Here is a 17,602-nt window from a genome sequence, read left to right on the forward strand (position 1 = left end):
CGGGCCGAAGGACAGGCTGTGGACGCTTTGCGCGCGCTCGCAGGGGGCAATCACGTATTGAACACTTGCAGGTAGACGCGCGCCAGGCCCTCCGCCGCTTCGATGACCGCCAGGTTGTAGTGCTTTGACCCTACTTGCTGATAGAGGCCGCTGAAGTTGCCCGCTGCGTTGCCGGCCACAGGCGGCGCCCACCAGGACGCCGCGCCGGCCAGGGGGGGATCGGGCGAAAGGAACGGGGAGTAGTTCCGTTCCAGCGGCGCGGTAACGCCCAGGCTGGCAAGATAGGCCGCCACGTCCTGCCGCGGGACATCGAAGCGGGCGATCACCTGCGTATCCAGCGCCGCCTCGCCGAGCAGATGGATGTTGCTGGCGCTGGCGGGGAAGGGCTGGCCGATAAAGGCGAGCGCTTGCTCCTGGTTGAGGGGTTGGGATAGCTCTTGCAGGGGAGAACGATCCGAATGAACGGGAGTGTTCATCATCGAAGTATTCTCACAAGCCGTGACAAGCAACAGGCTCAGCAGCAACACTATGAAGCCGGCCTGGGCGCCTGGCGTAGGTCTTGCCAGCCGGGCAGGCGCGCTGGAGCTTCGATGAGCCTGCTGCGACGCTCTGGAATGGATCATCGTCTGCCTCCTGGCCCCGGGGCAGGAGCGTCAGCCGGGCCTGCCGACGGGTCGTAGCGGTGGAGCGTTGCAAGCGAAAAGCAACCATAGGGACGCGATCGGGTCTGAGCCTCGCCGTGACCGCGGCCGTCTGGCGATAGCCCGGCCCGCCGACGTCATCATACCAGTTTGGGAGCCTCTCCTGGCCGGGATAGCGGTCGAAGCGCCAGCCAGACTGCAACTGGAACTGATGAGTCTGTGAACCGGGTTTTTTGCTAAACCTTCCCCCTCCCCAACCCTACATCCTGCCTCTTAGATTACAAAATATACAAATATATTTACAGTGATGGCAAGGTTGAATTATACTTCGCCAGAACCACGTGATGCGCGATGCTTTCAAGATCTTGATTTTTATTACACTCAAAGGAGCGCACCTGATGAGGGGCTTTGGAAAGATTCGCTTTTTGATCCTTTTCCTGATCTCCTCTGCTGTTCTGGCGCAGGGCGGTTACGATCCCTCGGTTCAAACCGCAACGCTCCTGCTTGACGAAGCCCGCACAGTTTATCTGGCTAATCTGGCTCGCCGCGATAACGGCCTGCCGCCCCTGCGCTGGAACCGCCAGTTGACCCATGCGGCGCGCTGGTTCTCGTGGGATTCGACCGAGAACCGCCCGGCAGGGTTCTGCGATCACCGGGATACCAACGGAAACTGGCCCGATTACCGGGCGCGAGCCTTTGGTTACCGGGGGCTTGCCGGGGCCGAGAACGCCTTTTGCAGCTATGCAACTCCTGAAAATGCCATTCAGGGCTGGATGAACAGCCCCGGTCACCGAGCCAATCTGCTCGATCCCAACTCGCGCGAGATTGGCCTGGGCTACTACCGGCGCGACCGCGATGGGCGCGGCTATGTTACCCAGAAATTTGGCAATGATCCCGTGTATGCCCCTATTATCATCGAAAACGAAGCCGTCTCCACGACGAACCCGTCCGTAACTCTGTATATCTACAACCGGACGCCCGGCGGGGGCTTCGCAGGGGCAGGCGCAGCGACGCAGATGATGGTGGGCAACGATAGTTGCTTTGGAGGCGCGTCGTGGGAGCCATTTGCCTCCAGCAGGAACTGGACCCTCAACAGCGGGCAGGGGTGGCGATCGGTGTTCGTTAAGACGCGCGATGTTTTCGGCCGCACCCTGACGGTCAGCGACACCATTTACCTCGGCGCGAATGTCCCTCTCAACGAGCTTGGCCCCGCGCAGTTGAGCACAACTCGATCGCACGTGACGCTCTACAACCTGGATGGGAATGGATTGCCGCAGGTGCAGTTCAGCCCCGGCTGGCTCGCCGATGACACCTTTGAGACCTTCAACCGAGCGTGGGGCAATGGCGAGCGGGTTAGCGACGAAGCGGCGTGGGGCGGCACCGCCTATCGCCTCTATCCCGGCGACGGCGAGTCTTTCGCCTGGGTGTGGGACACAACGTTCATCAAGGACACGCCGATGGTGGCCTACTTCAGGCTGAAGGTCAACAACACATCGAACAGTGAAGTGGCGCGCATCTCGGTCAGGGGCGGCGGCAGAGAGTACGGGCCGATCAGTCTTCGAGGAACCGACTTTACCGCTCCCAATCAGTACCAGGAATTTCCCCTGAGCTTTACCTTCCACTCCAACCCCAACGACGCCTTCTTGAGTTTCCGGTTCTGGCGCAGCGGCAGCGCCGACGTCTATGTAGACGCAGTCTCCATCTTTAGCGCTCCACAGCCGGTCGCCTCACCGCTGACGTGGCCGGTTCCGGGCGGCAACTATCGCGGGCAGGGCGTATGGGTGCGCTACACCGATGGCGTCCGGTTCTCGCCCATCACCGAAGCCGTCACGACCCCGCCCGCATTGCGCGTCTCCCCGACAGCGTTGACGTTCCTGGCGGTCCGGGACGGCAGCCCGCCTCCCGGCGCGACGCTGGACGTGACGTTGCCTTGCTCGGCATCTACCTGGCAGGTTGCCAGCGACGCGCCCTGGCTGCAAACCCGCATGAGCGGCAGTACCGTCAGGGTTGAGGTGAATCAAGCCGGTCTGAGCAATGGCCTGTATTCCGGCGCCGTGACGATTTCAGCGACAGACGTTACCGGTGTGCCGCCCGTCCGCGTACAAGTTCGATTAATAGTGGTTGATGCGTTGACCGCAATCTATGTGCCACTGGTGCAGAGAAATTAGATGGGATTGATGCCATTTCGGATTTCGGTTTCATTTACGGATGGGACGGCCACAGGTGGCAGCGGGCCGACTATGACGCGCAGGACGGTTTCGAGGAGGTGGGCCTGCTCAAGGCCTGTATTGGCATCGAATTGTTGAGAGAGTACGCCGCTGACGCGCCTGGCTTGCAGGGGGCGCCGCCTGACGATGAGGCCCTGCGCGCATTAGTGGAAGCTGACGCGCGCATCACCCCTGAGATGCTGCAACGGGCTATTCCGGGCTGGAATGTCGAGGCCGGCGCCGCCGCCGCGCGAAGGTTCCTGGAAATGCCTCTCTGAGGGGTCGGGCTTGATGTCTGCCGTCTCGTCCAGGATCGCGCCGCGGCGAGCCTGTCGGGACGCCTGGTTGTCCATTGATGAACCAGAGGGAGGAGCAACCCGGTTTCCCCTCCCCCTGTATGTACCGCCGGCAACCTCCTTAGCGCCGGTGCAGCAAGCTGGCGGTATGGCGGGCGATCATCTGCTCCTCGTCAGTGGGAATGACCCACACCGACACCTGGCTGTCGGAGGTGGAGATGCGCGGCCCGCGGCGCTCGTTGGCTGCGGGGTCCAGTTTCACGCCCAGCCAGGCCAGGCCCCGGCAGACCCGTTCACGAATCGGAGCGCTGTTCTCGCCGATGCCGGCCGTAAACACCACGGCATCCAGGCCGCCCAGGGCTGAGGCCAGGGCGCCGGTCTCGCGGACGATGCGGTAGATGAAGTAGTCAACCGCCAGCGCCGCGCGCGGGTCGTTGCTGGCGAGGAGGGTGCGCATATCGTTGCTGATCCCCGATAGACCGAGGAGCCCGGAGCGCTTGTAGAGCAGGTCCTCGATCTGTTTGGCGCCCATGCCCTTTTCCTGCATCAGGTAGAGCAACACCCCCGGATCGATCTGCCCGCAGCGGGTGCCCATCGGCAGCCCGTCGAGAGCCGTGAAGCCCATGGTGCTCTCGACGCTGCGACCCTGGTGGATGGCGCACATGCTGGCGCCGTTGCCCAGGTGGGCCACGATGACGCGCCCATCGGCGATCTCCGGCGCGACGATGCGGAGGGCCTGGACGATGTACTCGTAGGACAGGCCGTGAAAGCCGTAACGCCGCACTCCTTCGGCATAGAACTCCTCGGGAATGGCGAAGCGCTCCACCACCGGCGCGTGCGTGCGATGGAAGGCGGTATCAAAACAGGCCACATTCGGCACGCCGGGCAGGAAATCCATCGTCGCGCTGATGCCGGCCAGATTGGCGGGTTGGTGCAGGGGGGCCAGCGGCACGAAGGTTTCGAGGGTCGCCAGTACCGACTCGTCAACCACCACGGGGGCGCTGTAGAGCGTGCCGCCGTGCACCACGCGGTGGCCGATGCCCAGCAGACCCTCCTCGGGCAACTGTGGATCAAGGTACGCCGCCAGCCGTTCCAGGGCATAGGCATGCCCGCGACCGACCGGGCGCGGCGCCCAGGAATCCTCGTGCACCGTCGCGCCGGCGCCGTCCTCGACCTTGAAGCGAGGCTGGGTGCCGATGCCTTCGATCTGTCCCTTGAAGCGAACTGTGAAACTGGCGTTATCGGCGGCGTAGGTGTACACCGTGAACTTGATGCTCGATGACCCGGCGTTCAGCACCAGAATATCTTTGGTCACGTGACCCCTCCTCTCCTGGCTCGCAGCCAATGCTCCAGTTACGTCGCCGCGGCGGCCTGGGCGGTCTTGCGGGCGTGGACCAGCACCACGGCGAGTGCGCACGAGGCCAATCGGGCGCGCACGCTGTCGGCGCGGCTGGTGAGGATGATCGGCACGCGCGCCCCGAGCACGATCCCCGCTGCCTCGGCCCGCGCGAGGAACGTCAGTTGCTTGGCCAGGATGTTGCCCGCTTCCAGATCGGGCACCACCAGAATGTCGGCCTGCCCGGCCACCGGCGAACGGATGCCCTTGGTCTGCGCCGCCTCCGGGCTGATGGCGTTATCGAAGGCCAGCGGGCCATCGAGAATGCCGCCGGTGATCTGCCCGCGATCGGCCATTTTGCACAGCGCGGCGGCGTCAATGGTGGACTGCATAGCCGGGTTGACCGTTTCGACCGCGGCGAGAATAGCAACCTTCGGCTCGGGAATCTTGAGGGCCAGGGCGAGATCGATCGCGTTCTGCACGATGTCGCGCTTCGCCATCAGATCCGGGGCCACGTTCACCGCTCCGTCGGTGACGATCAGCGGTTTGGGGTAGGTGGGCACATCCATCACGAAGCAGTGGCTGATGCGCCGCCCGGTACGCAGCCCGGTGGTGCTGTTAACCACCTCGGCCAGCAGTTCATCAGTGTGGAGGCTGCCCTTCATCAGCGCCTCGGCCTCGCCGGCCCGCACCAGGGCCACGGCCTTGGCTGCCGCTTCATGGCTATGGGCGGCGTCCACGATCGGGAACGGCGTCAGATCTAGCCCCTCGCGCTCGGCCACGGCGCGGATCTTCGCCTGCGGACCGACCAGGATCGGCTTGATCAGCCCTTCGCGCGCCGCGTCCACCGCGGCGGTCAGCGAGGTGTCATCGCAGGGGTGGGCCACCGCCACGATGATCGGCTCGGCCTCCCTGGCCGCATCCATCAGCATTTTGTAGCCGTCGAACTCGTTGTCGCCCAGGACCGTAGACCGGTTGGTGTTCTCGCCAGACATTGCTCCTCTCCTCTCCTCTGTTCTCCGGGGAGGGCGCATTCCCTGCCATCAAGTCCAGGGGGTTGGGGAAACGCCGTTCCTCACACCCCTTGTATCATGGACATATTGCCGCAGCATGTCAAACGACGAAGCGAAATAGCTCCAGGTCACCGGGGCCGCCAGATCTCCCGCGCCCAATCCCAAATCCCAAATCCACCCTTGTGGTACCATACAGGGCGCTCGTTTACCCATAGCACCAGCGCCGCAGGAGCTTGCGATGAGCCATGTTCGCGCCGCCGCTCGCATCAGCAGCTTTGGCACCTCGATCTTCGCTGAGATCAGCGCCCTGGCCCTGGAGTGCGGGGCGGTCAACCTGGGCCAGGGGTTCCCCGACTTCGCCGGGCCGGCCTGGGTGAAGCAGGCCGCCGCCGAGGCCATTGCCGCGGATATGAACCAGTACGCTCCCTACCAGGGCCTTCCGCGATTGCGCGAGGCTATTGCCGCAACCTGGCGCGCCCAGGGCTGGCGCGACCTTGACCCGGCCCACGAGGTGACGGTCACGAGTGGCGCGACCGAGGCCCTGTTCGCGGCGATGCAGGCGCTGATCGATCCCGGCGACGAGGTTATCGTCTTCGAGCCGTTCTACGATGCCTACGTGCCCGATATTACGATGGCCGGAGGTGTGCCGCGCCTGGTGCGTCTGCACCCCCCCGCGCCGGGCGAGCGCGCCTGGCGCTTCGACCCCGACGCGCTGCGCGCCGCCTTCGGCCCCCGCACGCGCCTGCTGCTGCTCAACACGCCCCATAACCCGACCGGAAAGGTCTTCAGCCGCGGCGAACTGGAGTTGATTGCCGCCCTGTGCCTCGAACACGACACCCTGGTGGTCACCGACGAGGTGTACGATCAACTGGTCTTTGAAGGCGCCTCGCACCTGCCGATCGCCACCCTGCCCGGCATGTGGGAGCGCACGCTGACGATCAACTCCACGGGCAAGACCTTCAGTCTCACGGGATGGAAGATCGGCTATGCTGTAGGGCCGGCCTGGCTCATCCGGGCCCTGCGCGCCGTCCACCAGTGGGTGACCTTCGCCACAGCCACGCCGCTGCAAGTTGCTGCCGCAGCGGCCCTGGAGGGCGCCCTTGCCAACGGCTACTACGCAGAGTTCCGCGCCGAGTACGCCCGGCGCTACCAGATGTTGCGCGCAATCCTGGAGGGCGCAGGCCTGCCTGCGCTGCCAACCGAGGGCAGTTACTTCATTATGGTGGATATCAGCCGAACGGGGTTTGGGAACGATGCTGACTTCTGCCGCTGGCTCACCCGTGAGGTGGGGGTGGCGGCTATTCCGCCTTCAGCCTTCTACGCCGACCGGGCCTCGGCGCCGCTGCTGGCGCGTTTCTGCTTCGCCAAGCGTCTGGAGACGTTGCAGGCCGCGGAGGAACGCCTGGGACGCCTGGGGAAGGGGGAGATGCGGTAACGGAGGGCCCGCTCATCAATGTGTCAACACCTCCAAGAACGGGCTTGTGGAGGTGTGGAGGTGTGGAGGTGTAGAGGTGTGGAGGGGGCGTCGGGTCGAGTGTTGCCGCCGATCATCTCCGTAGCTAGCTCCACACATCAGTCACCGCGCCGTCTGTGAGGAGACCTGGCTCATTTCGGCGAGCTGGCGGGCCTGACCGGCGAGGGTGGCCTGGGCGCGTTCGATGTAGGCGCGGGCCTCCTGGAAGCGCTGGGCAGCGCGGTTGGCATTGGCGACATCGTAACCGCTGTAGAACTCCAGCAACGCATCGAGGCCGGCGAGTTGCAACTCCAGGCCCCGGCGATAGTCGTCGTGGGCCTGCTGGAGTGTGCCGGGCGGGCGCAACTGGCCCATGGCGGCCATAGCCGTCTCGACCGCGGCGCGCAGCCGCTGCGTGGCGGCCACGTGCCCTACCGAGGCGCCGCCGGGCCGGCTGGTTGCTTCGCGATAGGCTGCGGTGGCGGCGCGCAGATCGGCCCGCACGGACTCAAAGGCGGCCAGGTAGCTCACCGTCAGTCCCTCGACGACGGCGAGCGGTTCGGCTTCGAGGATGGGCGCGATGGTAGGCGTAGCCGGAACGGGCGTGGTCAGGGCCACGCTGAAGACGGCCTCGTCGGCGACCGGCGACGTGGCCCAGGCGCGTTGCATGGTCATGATCAGGCTCTGATGCAGCGCCAGGGCCACGAGCAGCAAGGCGATGGGGAAGGCCCAGAGCAACAGCCGCGCCCGGCGCGTCTCGCGGCGCGAATGGCGCCAGGCGATCCACCAGGCAGGGTCGGTCACGTCGCGCCGGTTGGCGGCGGCTGAGGAGGGAGCAATCGCCTCGGCCAGCCCGGGCGCCGGACGAGCCGCGCCGGTATAACCCCTGCGTTCGCGAAGCAAGCGCAACCCGCGCCGGGCATACTCGTTGTTGGGGTTCAGCTTGAGCACCGCTTCGAGGCAAAAGGCCTGCTCGTGGGGGTCGTCAAGCACGCCGCTGAGCCAGAGCCAGGCCAGTTCACAGCTCGGGTCGAGTTGCAGCGAACGGGTCAGTAAACCGGCGGCGATGCGCTTCTGGCCGCTGCGGGCAGCAGCCACGCCTCGCTGGTACAGGCTCTGGGCCTCGCCGATGTTCACTTTGACTGCCGTTTCGGTGCTGCTGGCCATAGTGGGATTTAGATTTGGCGCGGCGTATCATATACGGGCGTTCACCGCCTGGAGGAGGTTGGGAAAAGTCGACTTCCCCACACCTCTGCCCGATTGTAGCGCGCATCCCCGTGCGCAACCCGGGGGGTTGCGCATATGGTCCGGGCGGACAGACGCCTAATGGTCCGGCAACAGCGGATTAATCGCCCGTTGCACCAGGGTGGCGTCTTCAACCAGGCTGGCGCGAATGGCGCGCCAGTACTCAGGTTGTTCGTAGCCGAGCTGCCAGATGGCGATGCCGGCGAGATCCTGGGTCTGGACGGTCTTAATTTTATCGGCCAGGCCCACCTCGGTCATGAACCAGACTTCGCGCCAGCCCTGAGGCGAGCGGTAAGAAAAGGTGCTTTCCCCGACTCGACCACGGGCGTCCCGTTCGCGGAAGTTCACGGTCACGCCCTGGGTGGCGATAATCTCTTCGAGGGTTTTCCAGGGGCGGGCGGTTGCCGGGCCGCCGGGCGGCCAGTCATAGCCGTAGAAGTGCACGCCGATGAGCACTTTAGAGGGATCGACCACCGAGCGGGCGTACTCGGCGACTGATTCGATCCAGTAGGCCGGAGCCACCGGGCCGGGGCCGCTCCCGCGCCAGTGGTAATCGTAGGTCATGATCCGCAGCTGGTCAACGTGTTTCCCCAGTTCCGCCCAGTCCTGAAAGCCGCCCAGACCGCCCCAATCACTGTCCTTAGCGTGCACCGCCACGGTGAGCACACGCTCGTGGCGGTGCAGGGCTGCGGCCAGTTCGGCGATGAAGGCCGAGAAATCTCTGCGCAGGGCAGGATCGAGACCCTCGTAATCAATATCAATCCCGTCGTAGCCGCGGGCCAGCACCTCATCCAGAATGTTCTGCACGTGGCGGGCGCGAAGCTGCGGGTTACGCAGCACCGTGACGACGGCGTTCGGATTGGCGGTCACATTGTGGATCGATGGAATGATGCGGACGTTATGCTCGTGGGCGATGCGTACCAGATCGTCGTTGCGGGTTCCGTAGATCCGCCCGCTGGCGTCGGTGGAGTACCAGAAGGGGCTGATGTCGTCAATAATGTCGGCATTAGCGAAAAACGACTCACGCGCGCCGCCCTCAAACAGCGGCGGCAACCAGACCACAATGTAACGCCCGCTCTTAGGATGGTAACTGACCGGGCCGGCACGAGGATCGGCGGCGGTAGGGACCGGTGTGGGCGGCACGGGAGTTGGCAATACGATACGCAGGGGCGGCGCGGGCATGCTGGTCGGGGCGACCTGCGCGGTAGCCGCGGCAGCCTGCACCTCGGGCAGCCGCCGGGCGAGGTTAAGCGTCTCAGCGAACAGGAAGCCGGCAACCAGCAGCGCGAGAATGTATAGCGCGCCGAGGAGGAGAGCGCCGAAGGGGGGCGGGCGTCGCATATTCAGTAAGCCCCGAGCTCACGCAGGCGATCATCGCTGATGCCAAAGACGTGGGCGATCTCGTGAAGCACGGTGCGCCGCACCTGGGCGCGCAGCGCCTCGATGGTGCGGAAATCGCGTTCGAGCGGTTCTTGAAAGATCACGATCGTGTCGGGCATCACCAGGGAATTGCCCGCCCGTTCGGTGAGTGGAACGCCGTGGTACATTCCATACACCGACTGCCAGGGTTTCAACCCCAACATGCGGCGCTGTTCGCGGGTGGGCCGGCGCGCCACGATGATCTCAACGTTTTCCAGATAGGCGGAAAACTCATCGGGCAGGCTGTCCAGAGCCTCGATGACGAGCTGTTCAAACCTGGCGCTGTCCATAGGGGCATTATACGCTTCGACGTGAACGGGTGTCAAGCATTTTACCTGACGAACGCGCATGGGCGTCGCTCACTCAGACGGTGGAAGGGCTACAATCGCGCCACGTATGAGGCGCGCGAAATCGTGGTAGACTCGAAGCGCGCGCCATGACGGGCCGCGCACGCGCCGGGCGCGATGGGGCGCCGGAGGAACCGGTGAACCATCCATACAGGAAGCATGATCTGGCGAGTCTTGTTCACGTTCTGCCTGCTCCTCAGCCTGCTTCGCGCCGCGGCGCACGGACGTCTCGCGACCGCTCTGGCGCGAGAGACGCCGTCGGCGGCGCAGGTGGACCAGGAAAGCGTCAGCGGGCAATTGCATCCGTCTGGTCAGCCTGAACCGGCTATCGAGCCCTTCGTGCGCCCTGATCTGGCCCGGCGCCTGGAACGGCTTCGCCCCGTGATCCTGGCGGCGGCGAAGCGTCACAATCACCCCGAACTCTCAGGTATGGACGACGAGAGCTTTGCGGTGGTGATCGCGTTGATTATTTACAACGAGAACTTCGGCTGGCTGGAGGACGATGTGCCGCCACTGCGGCTCGTTACCCCGCTGTACCAGCGGTTGCAACAGGTGGTCAACCAGCGCCTGCCCGGCAGCAACTTCAGCGTCTGGCCAGTCAACCTGCGACCCTCGGTGGCCCTGGAAATCCTCCAGCAGCAATTGCCCCTGGCCGATGGGCGGATGATCCATATGCCGGTGCGTGTCGAGGGCAGCGAAATCAACCTGGCGGCGTATGCGCATCCGGCTGAGCTGCTGGCGGCGATCAATGCCGAAATCAGCCGCGATGAGTTGGCGGTCGCCTATCTGGCGGCCAACCTGGAACGGGGACTCTATCGCGCGGTCCTGGAGGGTGCGCCGGTCACCTGGCAAACCCTGGCGGCCTGGCACAACCAGGGGATCGTGGACCCGCAGGCCATTCGAGCCAATCCTACCGCCCGCGACTACGTGCGCCGGGCCGCGGCCTTTTTGCCCCTCGCCCGGGCCTTGATTGCCGGCTCTGGAGAGGAGGCGGCGCCGATACACCCTTACCAGGCGTGCCAGAACCTCATGCTCGATCCCGTCACGTTCTGTCAGGCGGCAAGACGAGACCGGGCGCCGGGCGATTGGATGCGAGCATCCCGGCGCCGGTTCAGAGAGAGACCGCGAGAAAAGGCCAGATGGGCTGGCGACTGGGCAGGGTGCGCGCCTGACGCCAGGCGGCGCGCACCCGGGCGGGTCATCGTGGAATCCCGGCGTACTAGTCGCGCGTCACGCCTTGCAGGGCGCGCAGGCGCTCCAACACTTGCTGCTCGAACTCGCGAGGATTAACCCTGGGGAAGTACTCGGTATCGATCATCGCCGCCGGTACATCGTCGCAGGCGGCCATGCAGTCAAGCTCGACCAGTTGGATGTCCTGAGGATGCGCAGCGGCGAGGCGCTTGACCATCGCCAGGAAGTTGGGGCGACTGATCGCGCAGTGGCGGCAAAAAATCAGGTCGAGGGGCATGAACGCAAACCTTTCAAGACGCTGAAGGCGCTGCCGGTATCCATGGAGCGTAGCATATCGTATAGGTTCGACGACACGACACTGGTGGCGGGATGACAGCCCCTCCGTAGTGTAAACGGTCTGGCAGCGGTTTGTAAAGTATGTACTAGCGAAATCTCAGGCGATGATGCGGAAATGTCACGCACTGACGCCTGGCCCTGGAGCAGGAAACCCAGGAGTGCCCACTGTGCAACATGGAGGGTTGCGCTGCAGGCTTTCCATCTGAAGAGGGCCATAGGGCAAACCGGCGTTTCTCCCTGTAGCGGTTCTCGAAACGAATGACTCCCAACGATGGCTGCACAGGCGCCGTGAGCCACACGGCTCAGGGTCCTCAGGAGATCAAGCACTCCGGTCGGCGCTCTAACGCGCCTCGCCAATATGGTGAAGTATAATACAAGAAATGAGATTTGTGGCGATGAATCCATCGGGTGTGCAAGCAACAGCCTGGGCGAACATTACTACGCGGCATCTTGCCACGCTCGACATCGCCTACCTCCAGGCAGGTGAGCGCGGACCGGCTGTGGTGATGCTCCACGGCTGGGGGGCCTTCAAAGAGTTGTGGTGGAACACCCTCCGCGGCCTGGGCCGTGACTATCGCTGTTACGCCCTCGATCTCCCCGGCCATGGAGACTCGCCGCTCCACCGCCGCGACAGCATTCGCGAACTGGCCGACGCCGTCGGCGCGTTCTGCGACAGCCTCGATCTCCGCGAGATTGTGCTGATCGGCCACTCCATGGGCGGCGCCGTAGCCATTGCTCTGGTCCTGCGCCGCCCGGACCTCGTGCGCCGCCTGGTGCTGGTGGACGCGGCGGTAGATGCCTTCCGGATGCCCCGCTTCGCCCGAACCTACCTGTTCCCTACCTTCGGCTGGGCGATCTTTCGCCTGGTACTGTTCGTCGCGCGCCTCTTCAGCCCCCTGGGCGCGCAGGTGCCCCATGCTCACCGCGGCGGCTGGGTGCGGCCCTGGCTGCGACGCGGCGCCTACATGGCCCGCGCCGATCCCGACGCGCTGTACCGGACCTACCGCGCCCTCTTCCGCGCCCGCGCCGGTCGCCGGCTCGCGCGTATTCACGTGCCCACGCTAGTGATCAGCGGGCAGTTCGACGCGCTGGTGCCCCGCGAGCACTCCCGTCGTCTGGCCCGGAGCATTCCGCAGGCGCGCTTCGTGGAGATTCCCGGGGCGCTGCACAATCCGATGGATGAGCGCCCCCAGGCCTTTGAGCAAGCCGTGCGCGCCTTTCTTGCCGATGGATGGGAGACCGTGGCGGATGCGCACCTTTTCGAGCACACGCCTACGTTTTCAACAAGACAGGTAACGCTGATGCGTCTGCAACGGTTCCTCAGTCGCGCCGCCATGGACACGGAAACTTTGCTCGAACGGCTACGGCGCCGCAGGCGGCGGGCCGGTCCAGCGCTGATCGTTCCCTATCGGGGGATGGGCACGCCGGCGATGCTGCACCTCAGCGGGCGCGTGCTCGAAGATCGGGGCATCAAGCCTGCTGACGATGCGGATTCTCGCTGGACCAACCTGCGCGCCAACTGGCGCCGCTTCGGCTCGCGCGAATTGCCCTACGTGCGTGTGCGCGCCAGGTTTCAGGAGGCGGTGGCTGAAACCATGACCGACGTGGAGGGCTATTTTCACCTCAGCCTGCAACCGAGCGCCCCCCTTCATGATGCGCCCGTGCAAATCGTAGACCTGGAGTTGCCAGACCTGGGAGTGCGCGCTGCTGGCGAGGTCTTCGTTCCGCCAGCAGGCGCCCGGTGCGCCATCGTGAGCGACATTGACGATACGGTGCTGCAGACCTACGCCACGGACGCGCTCAAGATGCTTGCGTTGACCTTTCTGCACAACGCGCGCACGCGCCTGCCCTTCGAAGGCGTGGCGGCGCTTTACCGGGCGCTCGTCGCCGGACCGGACGGTTCGAGCCAGAATCCCATTTTCTATGTATCGAGCAGCCCGTGGAACCTGTACGACTTTCTGGTTGATTTTCTGGCCTATCACGGCCTGCCTCCGGGGCCGTTGTTTCTCACTGACTATGGTCTTGACCGCGACCGTCTGGTCCGTAAGGGTCATCGGCGGCACAAACTGGCGGCTATCGCACGTATCGCCACGACCTATCCGCATCTGCGGCTGGTGCTGATTGGCGACAGCGGCCAGCACGACCCGGAGATCTACCTGGAAGTTGCGCGCACCTATCCCGGGCGCGTGGTGGCTATCTACATTCGCCATGTGAGCCACGAACGCCGCGCTGAGGAAGTGCGCGCCCTGAGCGCCGAAGCCCGGCGCCTCAATGTGCCAATGGTGCTGGCCCCCACGACAGATGCCCTGGCTGCCGATGCCGCCAGCCGCGGGTTGATTGCCGGCCCGGCGGGGTAGAGCCGGCCCGCCGGGCCTCGCAAGAGGCAAGGAGGTATGGATAACAACCCTGATCTTTCCAGGCAGGTTGAAAACCTGCACGTGCGTGAACTGACCCCGCTCCAGCCGCCGCTGGAGTTGAAACACGAGTTGCCTCTCACTCCGACCGCCGCCCGCACGGTGACTACCGCCCGCGAGGTGATCCGGCGCGTGCTGCGTGGCGAGGATCGGCGACTCCTCGTGGTCATTGGCCCGTGTTCCATCCATGATCCCGAAGCCGCCCTGGAGTACGCCCGCCGCCTGCGCCGCATCCAGGATGATCTCAGCACGCAACTGGTGCTCATTATGCGCGCCTACCTGGAGAAGCCCCGCACCACCGTCGGCTGGCGCGGTCTAATCAATGACCCGCATCTGGACGGTTCGTTTGATATGCAATCCGGACTGCACATCGCTCGCCGCTTGCTGATGGAGATCAATGAACTCGGCATCCCGGTGGCTACCGAGATGCTCGACCCGATCAGCCCGCAGTACCTGGACGACCAGATCAGCCTGGCCACCATCGGCGCGCGCACCAGCGAGGCCCAGACCCACCGGGCGCTGGCCAGCGGCGTCTCGATGCCGGTAGGCTTCAAGAACGGCACCGACGGCGGCATCGAGGCGGCGGTCAACGCCTGCGTCTCCGCCGCTGCATCCCATAGCTTCCTGGGCATTGATGATCGCGGGCGCAGCGCGGTGGTGAAGACCACCGGCAACCCTGATAGCTTTGTCATTCTGCGCGGGGGGCGCCACGGCCCCAATTACTACCCCGAATATGTTGTGCGGGCCGCGCGCCTGATGCGTGAAGCGTCGCTCCGTCCCGCCGTGATGATTGATTGTAGCCACGGCAACGCTGGTGGAGACTACCGGCGCCAGGAGACGGTCTGGTACAACGTCGTCGAGCAGGTAATTCACGGGCCAACCCCGATCATCGGGATGATGGTCGAGAGCAATCTGGAGGAGGGCAAACAGCCATTTGTGGCCGATCGGTCGAAATTGCGCTACGGCGTCTCCGTGACCGATGGCTGCGTGGGCTGGGCCGCCACGGAGTTGATGCTCCACGAGGCGCGCCTGGCGCTGGAACGGGCGCGGTAGCGGCCATCAGGCGGCGGAGGCGGTCGCCCCTGCCTGATCCGGCCCTGGACCACGGGTCGCGGCAAGACAGAAGGCTGCCCGGCATAACTATGTTTTGACATAACGCGCAATCATGTAACTGTCAGGGGTATACTGGAGAGGAATGCAGCACGCAACCGGCAAGTCTGGTTGCACATTTTTTGTTGGAAGAGATTCTCCCAGTACAATCGCAACTTGCAGCGATAAACCATTTGCTTAGAATATGCTATGACCGACGAGCCACGATCGAACAAGCCGCCGGAGAGCAACGCCCTGGCCTACTGGGCGATTATCGGCACCTCGGCGTTGCTCTGCTTCGCCTGGCTGCTTACCGGCAGTCTGATGTTGACCCTGGCGATCATCGCGCTGGGCCTGTTGCACCTGGCGCGCCACTTCCCCGAAGCCGAGCAGTTTGTGCAGTCCGATCCCGTCCTGATATGGTTGCGTCGCATGTCGCCGCTCATCGTGATCGGGATCGCCACCCTGGTGCTGGCAACGCGCTATCTGCGCTAGCCGGCTTCGCTGCGCTGTCGGGAGCAGAAACGAGCGTTCCTGAGAAACGCAGCCCTTGCCGAATCTCCCAGCGGACATCATCCCTTCTTCACCTCGCCCTCAGCCGGGCGTCGTCCGGCGACGCGCTGATCCGTGCTAGAATTGGGCGTTTACGCGAACGGCCCATGGCTGTTCGCGCCTTGAGCACCGATGGCGGCTGATGCCATGGTTTCACGACGACTGCTTCTCGGCGCGACGATGGTCAGTCTGCTGGTTGGCGTCCTGGGCGCGCTGATCTACGTGCAACAACGGGTCGCCCGGTGCGCCTTCGTGCCTATTGTTGCCGCCGAGTTGCTGCCTAATGCCGGCCTGGTCCCCGCTGAGGCCACAGGTATGCCCGCTGGCTGGCAGCGCCGCTCCGGGGGGGTGGAACTGCGCGGCCCCGCGGTTGACGGGCAGGGCTTTGACCTCGACGGCGACGGGCGGGCCCTGCAGTTGCTCGGCATCGCCAATTACGTGCAGACTCCGCCCATTCCGGTGCAGCCCGGCGAACGCTACTGTTTCAGCGGCTTCTCTCTCACCGACTCCGAGCAGCGATCCCCTACCCGCGCGCGCCTGGTCTTCGACTGGCGCGATGCTTCCGGGGCAACCGTCGGCGAGGCGGCGACTCTCTGGCAGCCCGTGACCCTCTGGACGCCGGAGGCGCCACCCCGCGACTGGTCGCGGCTGCAGGGCAGTTTCGTCGCCCCGCCCGAGGCGCGTTCCCTCGTGGTGCGCATCGAGCCGGCTTCGGATGACCGGATCTACCTCGATGCAATGCGCGCCCGCCGTGGGGGCGCCGCCCTCGCCGGTCTGGCCGCGCCCGCGCCCGCGATCGCTGCCGAGCCGCCCCGCGTGGCGGCCTGGCCCCTGGGCCGTCAGGCCGCTGTGGCCTTCACCTTTGACTGGGAAACCGCCATGGGCGGTCTGATCCACTCGCGCTCGGTCGGCGACCCCAACTACGATAAGGACCCCGAGGCGCGCGGGCTAAGGATGCGCGAGGGGGTCACCACCACGCTGCAACTCTTCCGGCCCTACGGCGTGCGCGCCACCTACTACGCTACTGGCTATAACTTCCTCACCGGCAATCTCGAGCGCCGCCGTTTCATGGGTGACCCGGTGTTCGCCTGGGCCAGTCCGGCCAATGGCTGGGTCACCGATCGCTGGACGTATACGCCCTGGTTCGCTGATGATCCCTTCGGCACCTATCGCAGCCATCCGGCCTGGTACTTCGGCGACCTGATCCAGTCCCTGCGCGATGCCGGCCATGAGATCCAGAGCCATACCTTCAGCCACCTCTATGGCGGTCTGGCCGACGCGGCCACCTGGGCGGCCGACCTGCAAGCCTGGAACCAGGCGGCCGCCGAACGTGGCGTCGCCCCGGCCACCTCCCTTGCCTTCCCCTGGAGCGGCAGCGCTGGCATGAGCGACGCTAACTGGGACGTGCTCGAACGGGGCGGAATCCGCAGCGTTACCCGGCTGAGTAACCAGATGCAGTACAATCTGTTTCCGACCGATGCCGACGGCGTGACGCTCGAGCCGCGCTGCCGCTGGCTGCCGGGCCGTGAGGAACGCATCCTGGCCTGTCCCGACTTCTACCTGACCCCTGAGCGCGTTGGCCTGGCCCTGCGACAGATCGAACGCGCCGTCGCCGCCGGGGGCGCGATTGACCTCTGGGCGCACACCGAGGAGGTCACCTCGCCCGAGCAGATCCGGGCATGGGAAGAGGTGGTAGGGCGCGTTGCGCGCGACCGGCGCCTCTGGGTGGCGCCCCTTGGCGAAATCGCCGCCTGGCAGGCCGCCCTCGCCGCCGTGAGGGTCGAACCGGTCGCCGCGCAGCCGGACGAGGAAGGCGTCATTACCGTGCGTCTCATCAATCCTGGCGCCGCCGATCTCGCCAATCTCGCCCTGCAACTGCCCGCGAACACACGGCGCGTGACGGTCAATGGCGATGAGTTGGTCCGCTACGAACAGGGGCTTCCCGCCGGACGGGGATGGTGGCTCGCTGCTGGCCTTGCCGCCTTCGATCTGCCCGCCGGACAGACGGCGGAGGTACGGATATGGGTGACGCCGTGAGTTCGTGTCATCAGCGTGAGGCTCGC

General features: G+C 65.0%; 15 protein-coding genes. 8 read left to right on the forward strand and 7 right to left on the reverse strand.

What is annotated here, in order from left to right:
* Positions 1–50: 50 nt before the first annotated feature.
* Positions 51–623, reverse strand: coding sequence for a hypothetical protein (locus NZU74_02200; protein MCS6880119.1), 573 nt, complete (start codon positions 621–623; stop codon positions 51–53).
* A 416-nt stretch (positions 624–1,039) separates the two neighbouring features.
* Between NZU74_02200 and NZU74_02205 the strand changes: the two genes are divergently transcribed.
* Entirely contained in the window at positions 1,040–2,809 is a 1,770-nt protein-coding gene (locus NZU74_02205) for a CAP domain-containing protein (GenBank protein MCS6880120.1), read from the forward strand.
* 98 nt (positions 2,810–2,907) lie between these two features.
* Positions 2,908–3,126 carry a hypothetical protein gene (locus NZU74_02210; GenBank protein MCS6880121.1) on the forward strand — a complete coding sequence of 73 codons (219 nt, stop codon included), beginning with the start codon at positions 2,908–2,910 and terminating at the stop codon, positions 3,124–3,126.
* A gap of 139 nt (positions 3,127–3,265) precedes the next feature.
* On the opposite strand, the gene NZU74_02215 is transcribed toward NZU74_02210, so the two are convergent.
* Both NZU74_02215 and NZU74_02220 read right to left on the reverse strand, forming a co-directional pair.
* Complete coding sequence (locus NZU74_02215) at positions 3,266–4,459, reverse strand: acetate kinase (GenBank protein MCS6880122.1); 1,194 nt, start codon at positions 4,457–4,459, stop codon at positions 3,266–3,268.
* Positions 4,460–4,497: 38 nt separating this feature from the next.
* Positions 4,498–5,475, reverse strand: coding sequence for a bifunctional enoyl-CoA hydratase/phosphate acetyltransferase (locus NZU74_02220; protein MCS6880123.1), 978 nt, complete (start codon positions 5,473–5,475; stop codon positions 4,498–4,500).
* A gap of 256 nt (positions 5,476–5,731) precedes the next feature.
* On the opposite strand from NZU74_02220, the gene NZU74_02225 reads away from it, so the two are divergent.
* Complete coding sequence (locus tag NZU74_02225; GenBank protein MCS6880124.1) at positions 5,732–6,928, forward strand: aminotransferase class I/II-fold pyridoxal phosphate-dependent enzyme; 1,197 nt, start codon at positions 5,732–5,734, stop codon at positions 6,926–6,928.
* Between the two features lie 141 nt (positions 6,929–7,069).
* Here NZU74_02225 and NZU74_02230 read toward each other — a convergent pair whose 3' ends face one another.
* The 3 genes from NZU74_02230 to NZU74_02240 form a co-directional block, all read right to left on the reverse strand.
* The gene (locus NZU74_02230; protein ID MCS6880125.1) at positions 7,070–8,113 is read right to left on the reverse strand and encodes a hypothetical protein; all 1,044 of its coding nucleotides are present in this window, start codon (positions 8,111–8,113) and stop codon (positions 7,070–7,072) included.
* Between the two features lie 156 nt (positions 8,114–8,269).
* Entirely contained in the window at positions 8,270–9,532 is a 1,263-nt protein-coding gene (locus NZU74_02235; protein MCS6880126.1) for a glycosyl hydrolase family 18 protein, read from the reverse strand.
* A 2-nt stretch (positions 9,533–9,534) separates the two neighbouring features.
* Positions 9,535–9,936, reverse strand: coding sequence for a metallopeptidase family protein (locus tag NZU74_02240; GenBank protein MCS6880127.1), 402 nt, complete (start codon positions 9,934–9,936; stop codon positions 9,535–9,537).
* Between the two features lie 180 nt (positions 9,937–10,116).
* Between NZU74_02240 and NZU74_02245 the strand changes: the two genes are divergently transcribed.
* Positions 10,117–11,247, forward strand: coding sequence for a hypothetical protein (locus NZU74_02245; GenBank protein ID MCS6880128.1), 1,131 nt, complete (start codon positions 10,117–10,119; stop codon positions 11,245–11,247).
* Here NZU74_02245 and NZU74_02250 read toward each other — a convergent pair.
* A complete protein-coding gene (locus tag NZU74_02250; GenBank protein ID MCS6880129.1) occupies positions 11,177–11,425 on the reverse strand; it encodes an NAD(P)H-dependent oxidoreductase subunit E in 249 nt (82 codons plus the stop codon). The genes NZU74_02245 and NZU74_02250 overlap by 71 nt on opposite strands.
* Positions 11,426–11,879: 454 nt before the next feature.
* Here NZU74_02250 and NZU74_02255 point away from each other — a divergent pair, with 454 nt between their 5' ends.
* From NZU74_02255 to NZU74_02270, 4 genes are all read left to right on the forward strand, one after another.
* Entirely contained in the window at positions 11,880–13,841 is a 1,962-nt protein-coding gene (locus NZU74_02255; GenBank protein MCS6880130.1) for an alpha/beta fold hydrolase, read from the forward strand.
* Between the two features lie 36 nt (positions 13,842–13,877).
* Positions 13,878–14,951: a 3-deoxy-7-phosphoheptulonate synthase gene (locus NZU74_02260; protein MCS6880131.1), complete on the forward strand. Its 1,074-nt coding sequence runs from the start codon at positions 13,878–13,880 to the stop codon at positions 14,949–14,951.
* Positions 14,952–15,197: 246 nt separating this feature from the next.
* Positions 15,198–15,482 carry a hypothetical protein gene (locus NZU74_02265; protein MCS6880132.1) on the forward strand — a complete coding sequence of 95 codons (285 nt, stop codon included), beginning with the start codon at positions 15,198–15,200 and terminating at the stop codon, positions 15,480–15,482.
* Positions 15,483–15,686: 204 nt separating this feature from the next.
* Positions 15,687–17,576 carry a polysaccharide deacetylase family protein gene (locus tag NZU74_02270; protein ID MCS6880133.1) on the forward strand — a complete coding sequence of 630 codons (1,890 nt, stop codon included), beginning with the start codon at positions 15,687–15,689 and terminating at the stop codon, positions 17,574–17,576.
* Positions 17,577–17,602: the final 26 nt, after the last annotated feature.

The sequence above is a fragment of the Chloroflexaceae bacterium genome (assembly GCA_025057155.1).
In the GTDB taxonomy this organism is placed as follows: Bacteria; Chloroflexota; Chloroflexia; order Chloroflexales; family Chloroflexaceae; genus JACAEO01.